Source organism: Vibrio sp. JPW-9-11-11 (assembly GCF_013369335.1).
In the GTDB taxonomy this organism is placed as follows: domain Bacteria; phylum Pseudomonadota; class Gammaproteobacteria; order Enterobacterales; family Vibrionaceae; genus Vibrio.
The window spans coordinates 395,813-412,414 of record NZ_SZQJ01000005.1 but is presented as its reverse complement, the minus strand read 5'-3'; the positions used below and the strand labels follow the sequence as shown (position 1 = coordinate 412,414).

General features: G+C 40.6%; 13 protein-coding genes. 10 read left to right on the top strand and 3 right to left on the bottom strand.

From position 1 onward, the window contains the following. Positions 1-434 precede the first annotated feature (434 nt). Together FCU94_RS19305 and FCU94_RS19300 are read left to right on the top strand one after the other, a co-directional pair. Positions 435-782: a hypothetical protein gene (locus FCU94_RS19305; protein WP_255199242.1), complete on the top strand. Its 348-nt coding sequence runs from the start codon at positions 435-437 to the stop codon at positions 780-782. Then, positions 779-1,174, top strand: coding sequence for a GIY-YIG nuclease family protein (locus FCU94_RS19300; protein ID WP_369597237.1), 396 nt, complete (start codon positions 779-781; stop codon positions 1,172-1,174). The genes FCU94_RS19305 and FCU94_RS19300 overlap by 4 nt, the downstream gene beginning before the upstream one ends. An 88-nt stretch (positions 1,175-1,262) precedes the next feature. On the opposite strand, the gene FCU94_RS07675 is transcribed toward FCU94_RS19300, so the two are convergent. Continuing rightward, the gene (locus FCU94_RS07675; protein ID WP_176287948.1) at positions 1,263-2,513 is read right to left on the bottom strand and encodes a hypothetical protein; all 1,251 of its coding nucleotides are present in this window, start codon (positions 2,511-2,513) and stop codon (positions 1,263-1,265) included. Positions 2,514-3,195: 682 nt separating this feature from the next. Between FCU94_RS07675 and FCU94_RS07670 the strand changes: the two genes are divergently transcribed. From FCU94_RS07670 to FCU94_RS07650, 5 genes are all read left to right on the top strand, one after another. Further along, a complete protein-coding gene (locus FCU94_RS07670; RefSeq protein WP_176287947.1) occupies positions 3,196-4,266 on the top strand; it encodes a DUF6765 family protein in 1,071 nt (356 codons plus the stop codon). A gap of 35 nt (positions 4,267-4,301) precedes the next feature. After that, the gene (locus tag FCU94_RS07665; RefSeq protein ID WP_176287946.1) at positions 4,302-5,240 is read left to right on the top strand and encodes a hypothetical protein; all 939 of its coding nucleotides are present in this window, start codon (positions 4,302-4,304) and stop codon (positions 5,238-5,240) included. Positions 5,241-5,243: 3 nt separating this feature from the next. After that, positions 5,244-5,576 (top strand): hypothetical protein, encoded by a 333-nt coding sequence (locus tag FCU94_RS07660; protein WP_176287945.1) that lies wholly within the window; start codon positions 5,244-5,246, stop codon positions 5,574-5,576. Between the two features lie 794 nt (positions 5,577-6,370). Beyond that, positions 6,371-8,608 (top strand): retron Eco8 family effector endonuclease, encoded by a 2,238-nt coding sequence (locus FCU94_RS07655; protein ID WP_176287944.1) that lies wholly within the window; start codon positions 6,371-6,373, stop codon positions 8,606-8,608. A 137-nt stretch (positions 8,609-8,745) separates the two neighbouring features. Continuing rightward, positions 8,746-9,915 carry a reverse transcriptase family protein gene (locus FCU94_RS07650; RefSeq protein ID WP_176287943.1) on the top strand — a complete coding sequence of 390 codons (1,170 nt, stop codon included), beginning with the start codon at positions 8,746-8,748 and terminating at the stop codon, positions 9,913-9,915. A gap of 544 nt (positions 9,916-10,459) precedes the next feature. Here the strand turns inward: FCU94_RS07650 and FCU94_RS07645 are convergent. Together FCU94_RS07645 and rplY are read right to left on the bottom strand one after the other, a co-directional pair. After that, on the bottom strand, positions 10,460-10,597 hold the full coding sequence (locus FCU94_RS07645) for a hypothetical protein (RefSeq protein WP_176287942.1): 138 nt from the start codon (positions 10,595-10,597) through the stop codon (positions 10,460-10,462). 424 nt (positions 10,598-11,021) lie between these two features. Then, positions 11,022-11,300, bottom strand: coding sequence for a 50S ribosomal protein L25 (rplY, locus tag FCU94_RS07640; RefSeq protein WP_176287941.1), 279 nt, complete (start codon positions 11,298-11,300; stop codon positions 11,022-11,024). Between the two features lie 399 nt (positions 11,301-11,699). Here rplY and FCU94_RS07635 point away from each other — a divergent pair, with 399 nt between their 5' ends. The 3 genes from FCU94_RS07635 to FCU94_RS07625 are packed head-to-tail and all read left to right on the top strand — an operon-like array spanning position 11,700 to position 16,602. Continuing rightward, a complete protein-coding gene (locus tag FCU94_RS07635) occupies positions 11,700-13,751 on the top strand; it encodes a type VI secretion system Vgr family protein (protein WP_176287940.1) in 2,052 nt (683 codons plus the stop codon). Continuing rightward, positions 13,751-14,533, top strand: a complete 783-nt coding sequence (locus tag FCU94_RS07630; RefSeq protein WP_255199241.1) for a DUF4123 domain-containing protein — start codon at positions 13,751-13,753, stop codon at positions 14,531-14,533. Before FCU94_RS07635 ends, FCU94_RS07630 begins: the two co-directional genes overlap by 1 nt. Then, positions 14,530-16,602 (top strand): phospholipase effector Tle1 domain-containing protein, encoded by a 2,073-nt coding sequence (locus FCU94_RS07625; RefSeq protein ID WP_176287939.1) that lies wholly within the window; start codon positions 14,530-14,532, stop codon positions 16,600-16,602. Before FCU94_RS07630 ends, FCU94_RS07625 begins: the two co-directional genes overlap by 4 nt.

Genomic DNA, 16,602 nt, shown 5'->3' with positions numbered 1-16,602 from the left:
TACGTTTGTGACACTTTTTCAGAAGCTTCATATGTTTCACTTGGCTGCTTTTATTTTAGGTAATAGTTGTCGTTGTTGTCTTTCTTGAGAGAGGTGTCTGGGTGGTCTTGGGTGTGTTCTTCGTATAGATAGTACTGGCGTGGGCACGGCGGTGCTCAAGCGTCGTTGAGTACGGAATACATACTTACGAATTACTCTTAGTGTGGGTTAGGGGAGGCGATGGGTTGGCTTCGATGTGCAGAAACGAATGATATTGGGTGATATCAATAATGACTCTGAGAGAGTGGTTGCTTTCGGCTTGATTAGAGGTAATAAACGATGCGTTACATTTGGTGTATTGCTGCTATATAATCCGCACCTTCATTTATCTTTAGAGGCAAATCAGTGTGTGCTGAATCCCTAAAAAACTATACGAAGAAAGTGGGCTAGCGGGATTGTTTGACATTCGTGTTGAGCAAGATTACCTAGAGCGCAGTTATTCGGCCATTCGCTTAAAGCAAAATGCGTTTAGACTCCGAGCTTTTGAGTTATGGGAAAACACCAAAGGGAGCTTTTTTCGGATCTATCATGGTGATGTTCCTGCAGCAATCAAAGCGGAGCTCGAGTCTTATCCTTTCCATAAAAGAAGCGCGAAACACTATTCAGATTTAGAGGGCGATGGAGAAGCGATTTTCCAATATTTTTACGCCCTATTTTCAAGCGATACAACTAAAGAGATCGCGAGCCAAAACAAAATCTACACGCGTAATAGTGCGTATGAAGGTCTGGCTTTGCCGATGTGAACACTTCAGATACCGAGATTTTGGGGATGGAGTTTACCTGGAAAGAGATCATTGCGATTTCTGAAGATGAGTCGCCAGACAACGAACTTAAAAAGGTATTGTCTCAAGCTGGAGTCTACCTACAGCGGTCAACTGATGGCACTTCTCGCTATGTTGGTTCTGCATACAACTGTGGAGGGATCTTGAGCCGGTGGCTAAAACACCTCAATAGCAATGGTGATGCAAAACATCTTAACCTGTATGTGTTGGAGCATGGGTATAACAACTTGGTATTTACTGTTCTTGAGTTTACCAGTGAAAGTTTGGCTCTCAAAGCAGAATACCGCTGGAAGCAAACGTTAGGGACCAAAAACACGGGACCCTATGACGGTGTTAGGTTAAATCGAAATTAAGTGAGTTAACCCGTTGAAACCCAGCCATGACTTTTTGTTCATGGCTGGGGTAACACGATTGGAGGCATCGTAGAGAAAATGATAGTGGTTATGATGTTTTACTAGCGGTACGTTTTTCAGATGGTGGAAAATAAGAAATTGAGTCAATGAGAATATCCAGTAGGACATCGTAACTATCACCAAATTCGGCTTTCCAATCAGATAAATTGTCGTCTAAATGACTATAAACGGAATACCAGTCACCGTATGATTTGATGGTTAACATGGTCTCATATTGCTTTTCTCCAACAGGATCTTTCTTCGTTCGAAAAATCGGACCGAGTTTGCTGAAGTTTTCTCTTCTGAGCTCGAGAGATCCTTGCTTAATCTTAAGTATCACGGGATACAACATACTCTCGGTATCACATGATAAGCTTTTCATGAACTCAATATCGTAGTGTTCATTTCCTCGGGCAATGGTGTAAGACTCGTGAGAGAAGCTTCGATTCTCCGGCTTAATCATCATCTTCCCTTCGACCTTAATCGAGCCACTGATCCACCATGCATTGGCTTTTAGTTCAGCTGACGGAGTGACACTTAAAGGAAGTTTGCACATTTCCAAGGTCGCGCCTTGTCCAAAGCCCTCGAAATAACTGCTCATTTCATCATACACTTTATCACTTAAGAGTGTTTTGAAGATTTGTTTAAGGTTACTGCTTACTTGTTTGATTTGTCGGTCGGCAAAATCGACTTTTCTTGGGTCCACGACCGCTGCCATTCCTCGATCAATATCGTCTGCAAATACAAACCCTTTTACGTTTTCTCCCAGAAATTCAGCCGTTACGATATAAAAGTCCTGATTGGGGTCCATGCCAATCACTTTAAGTTTTTCATTCACCTTTGGGTTGGTTGAAGACATGAAAACGGCACTTCGTGATGTCTTACCTTGCGAGCGATAGTCGGTTACTTGCTCTAGGCTCGCTCGTTTATAGATTTCAATTTCAGTTCGGGGAAAGACATATTCACCTTGATACATAGATTCGCTGTCTAAAGTGTCCTGCAAGACATATCCGGATTTACCTAAGTTCGTTTTTACTTGGTAGTAGCATTGCGGGATAGGGGGTCTTCCTTGTCGCTTTTTGTAATAAATCGTTTGCTTACCAAGCAGTTTTACAACAGCGCCTGATGGCAGATAGGAGGAGACTGGGGCATGACCGTCAACTAAAGTCACCATGAAAGTACCTTTGTCGACAACATGATTTTCCTTAGGTGTTGGTGAGTTATCACACTCACGAGCCTGAACGCTGCCAGCCAATAGCAGAAATAGTAGAATCCCTTTTTGTTTTAGACCTAAATCCATACCGACTTTATCTCCATAACTGAGCGTTTTATAACGGGCTATTGTGAAACAAGTTGTCAAATATGGATATAAATGAAAAGTTCGAGATTCAAGGATGTGATCAGACCTGGGTATTTTACATAAATACCGCATGTTAATGTTTGTAACGATACCCCAGAGGTCGAACTATAAATGTCCTTGAACCCTGACTGTCTTGATACCGCAGCGGCCAGTGAAACTGCGGTAGAAAGCTGAGTTCTAATAAAATTCTATTCATTTTTTAAATCAGTCGGACCGCACAACTTATTATGATGTTTCGCGACAAGCCATAGTAAACCAAAGAAGACGATTACAAGAAAAGCGCACCATGAAATAAACCAAAGGCACAACATGGCTGAATAAGCTTTGACCAAACCCTCCCACCAAGGATGCAAACCCGTTAACAAGTACTATAGATGTACACATTATCTCCCCAGTAACAACGAGAAGTCATGATGTTTGAGATCTACATTGCGCACTTATTCATCGATTGTATGAATTGTGGAGCATTGTTGTTATCTTCTCTTTGTTTCATATCGAATTGTAATAACAAGTAGACGGTTCACAAGCTTAGTAAGGTGAGATTCGAACAGCTGTATTCTAGTAGTTTGCACATTTACTTGCCGAGTGTTAAACGTCAAATATCATATTACTGGAGGCACACATGCAAATCGATGGACACCACACTTTAACGTATGTCATTGCTCGCTATGCAGGAATCGAACATCGTCTCGCTGAGAAGGTGGCGTATTCCGCTCAATATGTGGATGAGGCTACCAATGACAACCCGATTCATTTTGACAATGGAGCAATGTATGACCGCATTGTATCCGCTCACAAAATGCTAGATTACCGAAACACTCAGGATTTGGCTAATCACTTAGTTTGGATACCGTTTCACTTTCTTCCCGGCAATGAAGGGTTACCATCTGGAGTAGAGCCTGATGGTCAGTTTATACATCGATTAGTCTGTCGGCCTGACAGCCGCGTAGCACGGGACATGCTGACAATGGTGGCTTCGCATTGGGGCCAACCTTACGCTGCCCACTTAATGGGGATCGCCATGCATGTTTACGCAGACACGTTTGCTCACCAGGGGTTTGCAGGAGTTATCCATGATTATAATAAAGTGGATAATCTAGGATCCTCATCCAGCTCTCTATTGGAACGAATCAAAGATGATTTGTTAAGTGACAGTATTTCTGCGTCGTCTCCACTCGGCCATGGCGCTGCACTGTCTTTCCCTGACCGACCTTATGTTTCTTGGACATACGAAAATGGTGAAGGGGATACTATTGAAAGGGACAATACCACAATATTTCTAAAGGCTGCGGAAGCAATGTGCAAAGCCCTACAATGGTGGAATGAGGGTGACTCTCGGGCGAGCATTGATAACCAACCTGGCTTGACAACGGAGCAACGTTCCAAGATTGAGTACGCTTTAACAACCATTAAAGATGATGACGGTGAAGCTCGGCATACAGCATGGATTGAGTGGCTTCGTGAAGGGCGATTTGGTTTTGATCCCGTTGATTTAACTTTTGACAAAGATGGTGAGAATAGCTGGAAACAACAGGCTAGGGGAACAGGCTTTTTTCAAGATGGCCAACTTGTTTATCCATATTCACATGCCTTTCTGGACTCAGACTGGAAGCACTTCCATGATGCACTAAAAACGTATCGTTTAGAAATAATCAGAGATGTCCTGCCTGCGTATGGCATTTGTATCGCTTAGTAAATCAATCTTATGGAAAACAAAAGGCTTAAAACATGATAATACGACTTCAAAGCTTAAATGCCTCGAGGTGGCGATTCAATATATTAGCTTCGTTGGTCACTATTGGATTAGCAGGATGTGCTTCCAATGAGTCGATTCACTTGGTAGGTGAATATGCGAAGCAATCAACACAGGTGCAGAATGCTCTGATAGAGGTTTATGAGTCTGCTGATGACGCTAGGGTTAGTGCTGAACTGGTAAAAGCAGCAAGAGATGGTGTGACGGGAAAAGGGCTCGACATTTCTACTATTGATCGTTCTGGTCAAGAAACGTTGCTGCACAATTTGCAGACTTTCACTCAAAGTATTTACCTCTTGGCGACGGATGATCGAGGTGAAGAGTTGGACAAGTATTCCCAAAAACTGAACTCTTCTTTGGTCTCTCTATCGGAAATGCCTCAACTTGAAGGTATCGATGACGGAGACGTAGAGCTGCTTACAACAAGCGTCAATGCTATAGCTCGCGCTTACACGGAGAAAAAACGATATGACTTGCTCAAAAAAGTGGTGATTGATTCTGAAAAAATCGTGCAGAGCTCATTTAAGTCTTTAGAGGCCGAGTTAGGGGCTTGGAAGTCTGCCACCAGAGTTTCTCTGGAAAAAGAACTGCGGATCCGTTTGTACCTACTCAATAACCCCAATCGATGTGAAGAAAGCGATGATAAGCGTTGCGTTACTTTCGAGCATTCACTTGAAGAAAGGGTTGATGCATATGAAAAAGCTTACGAGATCAGATCACGCTTAAATGGTCTGGATGCAAGGTATGCAAAACTTGAAGATGCATTGCGTTCGATTCAGCACTTAAACCAATCGATAGTCGTATCTTTGAAAAGTGATGATGATGTAACCATAGATGCAGCTAAAAAGGCGCTCAAGTCGACCAAAAACCAGATCGATGCCATCAAAGAATATCGCGATAGCCTAGAGGAATAACCAATGGACGCTAGCCACAAGACCGCATATAGCGAATTGCAAAGCATGTACAATGAACTTAAAAACTATCTAGATTCAGTGATGCTTGAACCTGAGGATGAACAGTTATTGCGCAAATGCGAGCATTTGGGTGATAAAATCTATACCTACAATGCGGCCATACTGGAGAATAACTCTCGAATGTATGAGGCGGAACAAGGGTGCATTAAGGAACTGATTCAGCAAGCGAAAGGGGCGCAAGAAATGCTGAAGAGTTCTGAAGACAAGGTCAAAGTAGTGGCTCAGGTGGCTAATGCTTTAGACAAAATATTTCAGCACCTGGGTAAGTTCTTGTAAACGCTTCATACTGTGAGTTATTAAGCGTTGGACCGCTTATTGAGGTCCAACGCAATAATTACTCATTTGTTGGTAGGTGGTGAAGGAGTTTTAAGGTCATTATGAGCTTAAAACCACGCATTAAAATGCATTTCTTAGTTTGCTAGAAATGAAGTAGAACCGCTTAACAAATAAGAAAAGCAATAATGTGGTTTAGTCTAATGTGAACGGATTCTCGAATTCATTTGTGCCCCAAAACGTTCTGACCTTAATAAAGCTAATCTTCATTGTTCCTAATACTTGCATAACGAAAGCTAATGATTAGGCAAGAATCAAGACCTGACCCCAGTATGTGCTCAGCTATTATCAGACCATGTTTCGGTTTGTGGTGATAGGGCTAGACAATGGATGACTACAAAAGAGATCTGCGACTTAATGAGGTTCGATTACTCGAAAGCGAATGCTACAGGTAAAGCGCTGAAACTCTCAGTAGTGAGGGGCTAATAGAACGCAAGAAGAAAGATGGCACGAACAGATACTGTTTCCCAACAGTGCTAAAGATCTAAGTTAAGGCTTTTGCATCACTTCCCCCACTTGAGATAAGGGGGGGGGGGGAAGCGGTGTAGTCAAATGAGCTTTTCGAGCCTTGTATCTTTTGAATGAAGTCTCATACTGCAGTCACTAAGTTGAGCTTTATATCAGTTTTGTTTGCGTCCAAAGGCGTTTTTAATGCGATACATACGATAACAGACAGGTTTAAATCAATACATTCTTTAGTTAAAATAACTTATCTAATATCAGTTGGTTAACTATGAATGGCTTTAAAATCCGTTAGAATAAAAAACATACTGTCATTTGATGACTGCACGATTACCGACTTTAGTGATTTTAATTGCATTATAGGAAAAAACAATGTTGGTAAGTCAAACTTTCTTAAGGTTCTACGATATTTTTATGCAAACCTTAAAGAAGAGTCGGTTGTACCTTTACCTTTAAATTCTAACTACTCTAGTATAGGCACTATTACCTTAACTTATGACACGACTCGTTTAGAAGAGGTTATTAAGTCGAGGAAAAATAAAAGTATTTATCAAAAGCATATCTATAGTTCTCTATTTAAAGATGATAACTTCAACCTTGTTTCCAAAAGAAAGATAAGAAAAAATTTCTCCTTAACTCTTACTATAAAAAATAACGGTTCAATTAGTTGGTCAGATAAGGATGCAAGTGTCAGGAAGATAATAAATAGAATATACCCATTTTTCTTTATAGATGTTAGGAAAATTGACTTATATGACTGGGATGGGCTTTGGAAAACAACTAGTCAACTTAAATTTCTTAATACAAAAGCTTTAAAAACTGAGCAAATCGTAGACTTTTTTGATAAGAAAGTGTCAAGCAATAGTAACTCCTACAAAGAATATGTGAAGATAATAGGTGACTTAACTAAAGCTTCTCCTTATAGCTATCAAGACTTGATTTTAAATTACATAAAAGTAGGGCTCAGCGGTCACAAATTCAATATTGATGGTTTTGAGTTGACTACGCAATCTGATGGAACTAATTCACATAAGTTCATAGAGCTTTTTCTTTCTCTAATTATAACCCTAACTCGACGCGAGTTTATTACACCAATAGTATATATTGATGAGCCTGAGCTAGGGTTGCACCCCAAGCTGAATGAAAAATTAATATATAACTTATATAACCTATATGATAGTTTAAAGAAGCGAACAGAAAAAAAATCTTTAGGAAAATATGCCACACCTTTTCCAACAGTATTGATGACCACACATTCACCTAATATATTAAAATCAGTTATCAAAAGTTTTGAATCCGAAGGGGAACATAGTATTTTTCATTTTGGAATAAAATCTAGGAGGACAACTGTATCTTTATTAAATACGAGGTTTAAAGATAAGCGTTTTCTTAATGTATTTAGTGATAACGAGGCGAGGCTCTACTTTAGTGATTTTATACTATTTGTTGAAGGAGAGACAGAGCTTGAATTGTTCGGCAATATGAGGTTAATGGAATATTTTGACTTCCTGATCAATGTTGATATATATAAAACAAATGAGGTTATTTTACGCTCCCTAAACCCGAGAGCTTCAAAAGCTCCAATACCATACCTGAACATCTACGATGCGGACAAAATGGTCTCATATGACTTTGACGATAAGAAATTTATATTAAAACAAAAAGAAGTTAATTTGATTGGCTTGGCTGAGCGTTTTAAATACACTTGTTTTATATCTGACAATTACTCTTTAAAGAAAAATTTGAAATCTATTCTTACTATTTATGGTAATAAAATCTCAACTAATTCCCTTGGTACGGGATTTGAAAAATTCAAATACCTCTACTTTATTTCTATGTGTAATGAAGTACTTACAAAAACAGATAGAGTTCATATTGCTCCATCAACAATCGAAGAAGTGCTTCTATGCGAAACTTCACGGAAGCTTGCGTTAAGGTGGCTAATTGAAGAAACCAAGAAATTAGCTGATGGAGTTTTGATGATAGGTGGTGGTGGTGATATTAATAAAAAGCTAGATAGCCTCAGAGGGAACTTAACTAAAAGCAATGTTGAGTTCATCTATTCTAGAGTGTTCACTAAATCACCATATAGCGGAGAGTTATCGGAGGTTAACAAAGCATTTGTTAGGAAAATATTGGTCCTAAACCTTATGGGATTGCTCAAACAGTTTTACTGCAAAAGTAACGCACTAAGTCGAAAAGACCAAGTGACTGTTTTAAGGTTAGCTCTTGATGGTAAAACTCATACGTTATGTAGTCAAAAGTCTAAGTTTTATGAGAGCTACATTTGTGATGATGTACAAAGTGCCGTTGCTAATATTAAGGAAAATTGTCTTAGGAAACTTCAATTTCAACTTGGAAAAACCGGAGGTTGGGTGACATCATTTTTAGACTATGCGATAAACAGCATTGAGATAGAGTCTAAAGATCACGATGATTTCCATGTAAATTTCACTCGAAATTTTCCCTATTTAAGTGATATACTTAGGAAGATTTCTTCATCGATAGTATAGAGAGGCTTTGTTCGCAAAGCAGATGCTTTATGTATCCCAGTCTCAACATTGTCTAATCCCGCGCATCCAGGTTGTGATGTACTTTTACTGCACGACAAGTTCGTGAAAAGATGAATTAGTATCTATGTGGAATCTGTATGAAAAATTACACTGTTAGTAGTTCTATTCTATCCTTGGTCAAGGAGTGTATGTTTTTCAATGAAGGGAGTGGCGTTAAGTCGCTCCCTTTAAGCTGTGTGCATGAAACAAAAGTTAAAAATAAGTTTATTTACAGTATCACTGGATCAGAAGGCGATAAGATTAATCATATCCATGAGGCTTTAAATAGAAGTCTCTTTAGTAGAATTCCTGTAAATCAATCTGCTACAGCTTATGTTAAAAACAAAACATACCTTAACTTTCTTGAGCCACATAGAAACCACTACCACTATTTGAGAGTTGATCTAAAAAACTTCTTCCACTTTATTAGTGACAAAATCGTTAGAGAGTCTCTAAAGGAACATGTTTCAACATCAAACATTAGTGAAACCTGTAGTCAGAGTCATTTAGATTTGGTTACAAGCCTTGTCACCTACACTTTACCTAAGTCAGCAAAAAATACTGATTTTGTTGGACGTTCAATTTTGCCGATCGGTTTTAAGACGTCACCTTTGATCTCTAATATTGTATTTAGAAAGCTAGATATCTTAATTGAAAAGTTCTGTTCTGAACATAATATTACATACACTAGATATGCTGATGATATGTTGTTTTCTAGCTCAACGATGAGGGATGGTAAATATCGAGAAAAGACTCCGTTTGATGGAGTTCTAGGTATCAAAGACAAAAAACCATTCGTTCACTCCCAGAGATTTATTGAGCAGTTATCATTTATAATTAATATTGATGGCTATAAAATAAATAGAAGGAAAACCATTAAAAAGTCTGGTTATATATCCATTAATGGTTACTTTATAGAAGGTTCAAACTATCCTTATATAATAGGTGAGTTGAGGGTTTCAAACAAGAAGACGAAAGTTGTATCTAAACTAATATACGAGTGTAGTACTGACAAAAGTGATCGGGAGATTCTTAAAGCAGTATTCAATGTTGATGTTGAAAAGTTGAAGTTTAGATTTAACCCCAAGGACTCATTTAAAGATGAGTACTCCAAGTCACAGATAAATAACAAACTAATAGGTTATCGTTCTTACTTGATATCTTTAATTAAGTTCAATGATTGCACTCAATCCATGAATAAAGATTTTATTAATAAATGTAGTAAGTTGATCAGTGATATTGAGTTGATTATTAACCGACGAATGTAATGGTTAAATTTGATTGTGTTGATAGCAATCAACATTGCCATTTGCTAACTTTTATTTTGGCATGGTACACACTTAGCACTAGTTTTATAAATTTAGTGCTAAGTTATTATCTAACTATTTTTTAGGTGTAGTCGTTTTTCTGAAGGAGGGAAATAAGATATTGAATCAATGAGCATGTCAATCAAAACATAATAACTATCACCATAAATCGCTTTCCAGTTTGATAGATTACTATCAAGGAAACGATATACAGAATACCAATCACCATAAGAATTAATAGTCAGTATAGTCTCATATTGATTTTTACCAACAAAATCCTCTTTATTTCTAAAGATAGAAGCCAAAAAAACCAATAGGGTCAGGTCTTGTCTTTTGCTTTTTGGTGGCAGTTTTTCTATCAGGTTTAGTTATTTGTCATACCTGAAGCTATTAGTCATTTGCTAATGTTTGATTTTCCAAAACTCATTTCTGTCCAGAAATGATTTAGAGTCTCAACTTCAACTTCAACTTCAACTTAAAAAGTAAGCAGCTACGAATAATTTCTCTATTCGTGACTGAAATCTTCCATTGCTTCGTCAAAGTCTATCTCTGTATCAACCAGCTCCAACAATTCATCAGCATGCGCAGTATGTGCATCTAATCCTTCGAGTAGCTCCTGCTCGGTAAACGTCTTCTTATCCACTTCTGTATCCTCGCTAGTAAGCAATTTAATTGGAAGTATATCACTGATGTGGGATTTACTCGGAAGCTTGTGAGAGACATTTCAGATATGTTCTAGAGTAAAGAATAAAGTAGGGGAAGTAGGGCTGTGATTTGAGTTGTGGTGAAAATGGGTCTAAGATAGTTGAGAGAAAAACTACTGTATAAGTCCACTATTCGTCCACACTTAATCCACCCAAAAATAATGTGGTTACTGTGGGTTAGGGTAAAGTGGCTAATTTTCAGTAAGTTGAAGAGAATTGAGAGCGTTTTTGAGGGCTCAAAAACGGTGAAACCCCGATGTTGGTAGCATCGGGGTTTCGAATTTTTAGATGTCTCGGATGGTAAGGCCGATTATCTTATATGCAAAAGGCTGGATTTAATCCGAATTAATTCCTTGTAGGGAATTAGATGCGGATGAAGTCCATGTGCTCAACTTTTGGCTTGAACGCGTGACGTTGAACGTCTTGTGGCTTAACCTTAACTTCAGCGCCGTCAATCACTAGAGTGATTGCTTCGTAGAACTCTGGCTTGTCCATTTGGTTCATAACTTCATCGTGGTTAAGAACGATTGCTACTGCTGCTTCTTCACCGCCGTATACAACTGCAGGGAATTTACCAGCGTGACGTAGGCGGCGGCTCGCACCTTTACCTAGTTCAGTACGTACTACTGCTTCAAATTTCATAGTATGACTCTCTAAAATAGAAATTGAGTTTATACATCCACAATGCGACCTTGCGGATATCAAGCGCCTAGGAGAAATTGGTAGTAACTCCATAAGCGAGCGCGGATACTATCACTCTATCCCTTCAATCGCAACTTTAAATCAAGTGATCGCGTGTTTTAACATCATCTAATTATCAAATGTTTATGCTTGAATCAGAAATGCTTTCCCAAGAGGCAACTCGAGTTTTTTTGCCCGTGAGTAAAATACTGCCTAAGCATAGGCAAAAGCTTGCTTGGCGGTTCGTTCATATTCACCAAATATCAAGACTTAAAGCCATCTTTCGGTTGGCGCTATCTTTGCAGTGTCGCGTAATTGATTGAATCGTCTCACATGCGAATAGCAAGTATAGGAAGCATTATGGCAACACTGCATTACCAGATAAAAATTGATGGGTTAGACGATGACTCCCTCGTGGTCCGGCAGTTTTCTGGTACTGAGTCGATCTCTTCATCTCAGTTAGCGTTAGAGGCTGAATGCACTGGCTATCGATACCATATTGACCTAGCGAGTAGAAGAAATAACCTACATCAAGATGATATCGTCGATAAAAAAGTGCAGCTTGAACTGTATAAAAACAGTGTGCTGCAACGCGTGGTTCATGGCATCGCTCGTCAGTTCGTTAAAGGTGATACGGGGCATCATCATACGTTTTACTCCGTTGTTATAGTACCCGAGCTAGAACGTCTTTCATTGCGCCATAATAGTCGTATCTTCCAGTTGCAGACTGTTCCCGAGATCGTTTCAATTCTTCTTCAAGAAATGGGGATGTCTGAGTACGCATTTTCTTTAAAGCACCACTATGTGGCCAGAGAGTATTGTGTTCAGTACCGTGAAACCGACCTAGAGTTTATCCATCGTTTACTTGCTGAAGAGGGGATCAGTTACTACTTCTTGCATGAGAGCGGCAAGCACACCGTTGTTTTCTGCGACTCAGCCGAATCTTTAATAGCATTTGAATCACCGGTTCTCTATAACCCAACTACCGGTGGCAGCGAAGATAGTAATTATATTTCTAGTTTAGTCGAATCTAAAAAATCCCAGGTCAGTAGAGTGACTATGGGTGACTATAGTTTTAAAAAACCGACGTATCGTTTTTTACAGCAAAGTCAGGCGAGTGACATTGAATATCAAAATACCGAACTCTATGAGCATTTTGATTTCCCAGGGCGCTATAAACAAGACTCCATCGGTTTGGAATTTAGTCGTGCAAGGTTGGAATACTTGCGCAGTATGTCCCATTCTGCATTGGCGAAAAGCAACCATCTGCAAATGCAGGTTGGAAGCAAATTTCAGCTAGAAGATGACTTAGAAAACTTTTCTACACCACATTGGCAAGTGATTAATCTGTATGTGTCTGGTACGCAACCTCAGGCTTTACAAGAAGAAGGGGGAGAGGGCGCTACCACTTACAACAATCGTTTGGTGCTTATTCCCGCTAATGTCACTTGGCAAGCAGAACCTCAATGTAAGCCTAAGGTTGACGGGGCTTCTGTTGCCATTGTCGTAGGCCCAGAGGCCGAAGAGATCTATTGCGATGAGCATGGCCGGGTTAAGGTACATTTCCCTTGGGACCGTTATTCAAACGGTGATGAGCAGAGCTCTTGCTGGGTTAGGGTTTCTCAAGGTTGGGCGGGCTCTCAGTATGGTATGTTAGCGCTACCAAGAGTTGGGCAAGAAGTGATTGTATCCTTCCTCGAAGGGGATCCTGATCAGCCGATCATCACTGGTCGCACGTATAATGCGGCGAATGTGGCGCCCTATGCGCTACCAGAGAACAAAAGCAAAACGGTATTTAGAACGGAGTCACATCAAGGTAGCGGATTTAACGAACTCAGCTTTGAAGATCAAGCAGGCATTGAGCAAGTTTATATTCACGCGCAAAAAGATTTAGAGACCAAAGTACTCAACGATGCGATCAAACATATCAAGCATAACCAGCATGTTGAAATCGATAATGATCAGTTCCAGTCTGTAACGAATGACCACCATAGTATAACCCAGGCGGAGTCACGAATATCGGTCAAAGGTACTTATTCTGATATCACGCAAGGTAGCGCGGAGAACAAACTGGGTACTCTATTGGTGGCTCAAGCGGGACGTGAAATATCACTAAACAGTGGCGCTAAAGTGGTCGTTGAAGCGGGAGCAGAAATCACCCTTAAAGCGGGAGGAAGTTTCGTTAAAGTCGACGGTGGGGGGGTACATTTAGTCGGCCCTACTATCAACTTAAATGCTGGTGGCAGTGCAGGCTCGGGAAGTGGTTATGCGGGTACAGCTCCTGCGTTACCCAATCATGTTGAAGCGCCCGAGGTGCCGAAAGTATCGAAAGCCGTTAGTTATCAAGCATTGTTAAAAGCTGAGCAGGCGAGTGTGCCAGCCGTCAAGCCTTGTCCGCTATCTGGAGATTAATGATGATAAAGGATTGGCTAAGTGAGAGGCGAGAAAATGGCTATTGGTTGGCCAACAGCAGTACTCATACAGACGCGGTCAAAGAACGCGGTTTTGGTTTTGAGGATTCTATCCCTCTCTTTGTTGGAGAGTTGTTCTCCGAAGTGAAAGATTTATCGCCATGGATTATTCCTGTTTCTGAAGAAGTATTAGCGCTTGAAGAAGAGACTCTCCAACGAGGCATTGGTCTTTGCAGTAGCGAGAACACTGAAGCAGTGCTGGCGCATTTGCGCAGTTTGCTGACCGCCTCTTTAGAAGGTGAAGAGGTCATGTTCCGTTTCTATGACCCTAACGTAGTGCTTCCTATGCTTGAAGCGATGGATGAGGGAGAAAGGTCTAGCTTTCTCGGCAACCTGACAGCAATGGCCGTTACCAATGATGCGCTGACAGTTTTTTCCAATACACCAAAACCAGAGTTTCAACCTAACACCGATATATGGTGGAAAATTCAACCGCATCACCTCGCTGAGCTATATAGCCTCGGCGCTCACGCATATGCGATTGAGCGCCGGTGGTGGGAGCTGTTTCCCGAGTTAATGGAAAAAACGGACAGTCCGGCAGCGCTTATTTCTGGAGCTCTACAAAAAGCCATAGATGCCGGGTGCCAACAACAAGCAGAGTATTACGTTATGGTTGATGCCGCCCAACAAACTGGGATACACATTTCAGAGTTCTCGATTCCATTTCACCTGACTTTCGAAGAGTTAAAAATGTTACAAGCTATCAAGGAGAGTGGTGTATGAGCAGTGCCACTGGAGCGAGCCCTTATTGCATACCTTGCGAGAAAAAGTCACATTGGATAGAAATAGTCGTAAGGGATGAGTTCAATCAACCTTTCCGAAACGTCGGTGGCGTCGTGATTGATGGTGCTTGTAACGAATATCCAGTCACGTTGAGTGAAGCCCCCATTTTACTCGAAGGCATCTGTCCCGGTGAGGTGATCCTCAAGCTTGAAAGTGACTCTTGGTTATTGGCGTCTCAGGGGGATGAGCGCAAGCCCAATAAAGAAGGGAACCCAACCAAAGACTTTGCGGATGAATACCAAGGCCACAATGGTTCCAAATCCAATTTCTTTGAAGTTACGGCCGGCGATTTAACGGATCTAACAGAAGACCAAACGTTGCCGACACGCCACCAAAAAGGCAAAGCGGATGCGCTAAAGCTGGTTGCCGACAAGAGCTACGTACTAAAAGTAAGAGGTTTCAATTTTATTACTCTGCGTGTGGGGATGTTTTTTGATGGAACAGGGAACAATACGTACAGTGCTCAGTGGGGCAAACAGCAGCTAGATAAGTATTATACCAAGTGGCGTAACAAGAACATTGTACACAAAGACAAACCAGTCACTGAATGGCCGGATGAGATGTTCGAATATCCAGATGACGAAAAGTTTCACTTCTTCTGGGAAGAGGACTACGCGGTTGATGGCAGTGCTTCCAATGAGCTGACAAATATCCAGAAACTACATGATTTGTACCCAGATGATATCTTTGATCCTAGCACTAATACTTTTGTGCACCCGGAATATATCACTGGAATCGGCACTGGAAATGAAAAAGACAGCTCTAAACCGGCGGATGAATCTCTGGTTCCCGGTCAAGCATTTGGTACCGGCGACTACGGTGTAATCGCTAAAGTTGAAACGGGGATAGATCAGCTAAGTTCAAACCTAAAGAAATTGAAAAGCTCAAAAGAATGGGTGAAAAACGAGCTGGATGGAATTGCAGAAATAATTATAGATATCTTTGGATTCAGTCGAGGGGCCGCGGCTGCAAGACATTTTGCCAACATAGTATCTGATGGTGACCAAGGAACGTTTGCCACAGAATTTGATAAAGCTTGTCAGACTAATTCAATTGGCTTGAAATCGGGATTTGACTGGGGAAGTAACGATTCTTGTAGGATAAAATTTGTTGGTCTTTTTGATACAGTTGCCGCCATATTTGATCCATGGAATGGGGATTTTACCCCTCATAATGATAACAACGGAGACGTAAGACTCTGGTTAGATCCAAAGCGTATTGATAAGGTCGTTCACCTTACCGCCCATAAGAAGACGGAATACCGCTATAACTTCTGTCTAAACAAAATTAACCCACATAGCAATTTTGAGGAGTTTGTGGTTACCGGAGCTCACTCCGATCTCGGTGGTGGCTATCAGTCCACACTCTCTTATGACACACTCGGAGGACAAAACCAAAGCCGTTATCAACTGCCTCTGCTTGAGAAAAAACCGATCAAAAGGATGCGCCGCAGTGTCAGTCGTTGGAACTATGATAAAGTCAAAGCTTCGTTAGATAAAAAATTTGGTCAAATCCTCGAGAATGAAATTTCATTGGGGTGGAGTGAAAAACACTATATCGTTGACTATAAAACCATTACTCGCGGTAACAGTGATCAAACCTACTTAGAGGGTAAGTTATACAAGAAGCGAGTCGTTGAGGGCGATCTTTCGCGCTTGTACTTGAGAGTGATGTTCGGTCTAGCGCAAAGTTCGGGCGTGCCAGTTGATGATGATAATGGTCAGCTATGGGAAAAGACTGGTGACAGCTACTATTCGGTGCCTTCGGTTATTGGAGACTATCCGTTTGGGGAGTTATGCGATAAAGCACTGCAGGCTGCTAAAAATGGACAGCTATTGAATGTGTTAAATGTCGAAAACGTAGAAAAAACTCAAGATAGCCCCCTCATGTCTGCTTTTATGCATGCAAACTTAGTTCATCACTCATCGGATAGCTCACTTGCTAATAAACCACACAAATCTGGAGAAACCTTTGTCAGGGAGATATTTGAATGCAAGAAGGAAAACTAA